The organism is Streptomyces sp. B93 (assembly GCF_018070565.1).
In the GTDB taxonomy this organism is placed as follows: Bacteria; Actinomycetota; Actinomycetes; order Streptomycetales; family Streptomycetaceae; genus Streptomyces.
In genome coordinates this window covers 1-2,454 of the sequence record NZ_JAGPXL010000106.1, presented here as the reverse complement: position 1 = coordinate 2,454, position 2,454 = coordinate 1, and the positions used below count along the sequence as shown (strand labels likewise).

General features: G+C 70.3%; 1 protein-coding gene. It reads left to right on the top strand.

What is annotated here, in order from left to right; all coding sequences use genetic code 11:
• Window positions 1-48: 48 nt before the first annotated feature.
• Window positions 49-2,454, top strand: a 2,406-nt coding sequence (locus KBY47_RS36100; protein WP_308405424.1) for a DNRLRE domain-containing protein, incomplete at its 3' end; no start/stop codon positions are given.

Sequence of the window (2,454 nt, the reverse complement as noted above, 5' to 3'; positions counted from 1 at the left end):
GTGAGACCCAGACTGGGAAGGGCAACGGCCTGCATGGTGGCAGCCGCGGTGATCAGCACCGCACTGCCCCAGCTCGCCTACGCCGCACCACCCTCGAACGACAATGACGGCGGCGGGATCGTCGACACCGTCAAGGGCTGGTTCACCGACGACGACCCCGAGACACCCGAGCCGCCCTCGCACGACGAGGCGGGCATAGCCGACCGGGAGAAACTCCCCAAGGGCAAGAACGCGCCAAAGGCCAAACGCGTCAGGGAACTCACCGGACACCGCACCGCGAACGCCCGGTTCTGGCAGCTGTCCGACGGACGCGTACAGGCGGAGGTCTCCGCCACACCGACCGGCTACCGCGCCGGGAAGGCGTGGAAGGACATCGACCCGCGCATCGGCTCCTCGCAGCGCAAGGGGTTCGAGTTCGCCAACACCAGCAACGCGACACGCAGCTGGTTCGGGGCGGACGCGAAGCGGCTGCTGCGCGTGGAGTCCGCCGACGGGCACGCGGTCACGGTCGGCCTGCCCGGCGCCGGGCGGCTCGACCCGGTGGCGAAGGGCGACACCGTCACCTACCAGGACGCCATCGACGGCGCGGACCTGTCCTACCAGGTCGGTCCGGGACGGGTGAAGGAGAACATCGTCCTCGCCCAGGCCCCCCGCGGGCCGGTCGCCTTCACCTTCACCCTGGACACGGACGGGCTCACCCCGAAGGCGCGCAAGGACGGTTCGATCGCCTTCTACGGCGAGGCGGCCGATCCGGTGCTGGTGATGCCCGCCGCGTTCATGACGGACACGCGCAAGGACCGCGAGTCGCCGTACGGGACCGCCTACAGCACTTCCGTACGGCAGAAGCTGACCCGGGACGGCGACGGCTGGAAGCTGACCGTCGTACCGGACGCGAAGTGGCTGGCCGCGAAGGACCGTCAGTATCCGGTCACCATCGACCCGACGATCGCGATCGCCCCGACGCCGTCCACGGCGCAGGACGTGATGATCTCCTCGGACGGCCCGGCGTCGAACTACGACGACAACTGGCGCCTGTCCGTCGGTAACACCTCCACGGGCAGCTCCCGCGCCCTGCTCCGCTTCCCCGTCGGCAGCATCCCCGCGGGCACCCGCCTGGACTCGGCAGACCTCCAGCTCTACTACGACCAGACCCACACCACCAACAGCACGGAAGTGCAGCTGGAGGCGCACCGGGCCACCGGCGCGTGGACCGAGTCCGGGGCGACCTGGAACAACGCCAGCAACCTGACCGGTGAGCTGTCGGGTACGTCCGTACTGGTCGACGACGGTGACCTGGGCACCACGGCCGCCACGGGTTCGTGGCCCGCGTCCGGCAACACCGACTACACGCAGTACGCGGTCGGGCAGGACTACCGCTACAACAAGGACTCGGTGAGCGGGGACGCCTACACCTGGCAGCCCAGCCTGCCCGAGGACGGCGACTACCAGGTCGAGGCGCACTACGTGCCCGCCTCCGACCGCGCCACCGACGCCCCGTACACGGTCACCTACGACGGCGGCTCCAAGACGTACACCGTCGACCAGTCCGCGGGCAGCCAGGGCGTGTGGAAGACGCTGGGCACGCACCGCTTCAAGGCCGGTACGGCGGGCAAGGTCGTCCTGGGTGACGGCCCCGCCTCCACCTCCACCGCCGTGATCGCGGACGCGGTCCGCTTCACCAAGGGCGGCGTGGTCACCAAGCAGCCCTCGCAGGTCAACACCTGGCACTCCTTCCCGGTGACCAGGACGGTCCAGCAGTGGATCGACGGCACCCACGACAACCACGGCTTCGTCATCAAAGCCGGGGACGAATCGTCCAGCGGCCCCAAAGGCGGCCCCCGCTACGAAGGCAGCGAGTTCGGGTACGGCGGCGAGTCGGCCAACTACCCGCGGCTGATCCTCACGTACGGACGTCCCGGGGTGGAACTCGACGCCCCGACGACGATCCATGACACCGGCGCGGAGCTGAAGTGGTCGGCCTACTCCGACCCCTCCTCGGCCACCACCGACGACGACATCGCCGAGTACCAGGTCCACCGCTCGGTGTTCCAGACGTTCACCCCGTCCGCCGCGACCCTGGTCGCCCCGGTCGCGTCCGGCACGACCTCCTACACGGACACCTCCGCGACCCCGACGGCGGCCGACAGCGCCGACCCGCTGGGGCGGGCGTACTACTACATGGTCGCCGTCAAGACCAAGGACGGCCGCGTCACCCCGGCCCCGACCCAGCTGGTGCGGCTGCCCAAGGCGGGCCGCACCACCAAGGTCATCCCGGCCGCGCAGGACACCACGCTGTCCTCGGCGGAGCCGTCCACCCCGCACGACACGATCACCGACGGGGTGCCGCAGCCCTGGCTGACGGTCGGCAACAACTCCACCGCCTACGGCACCACGCGTACGGCGCTGAAGTTCCCCGACCTGGACATCCCCAGCTCGGCCCGGGTCCTGGACGCC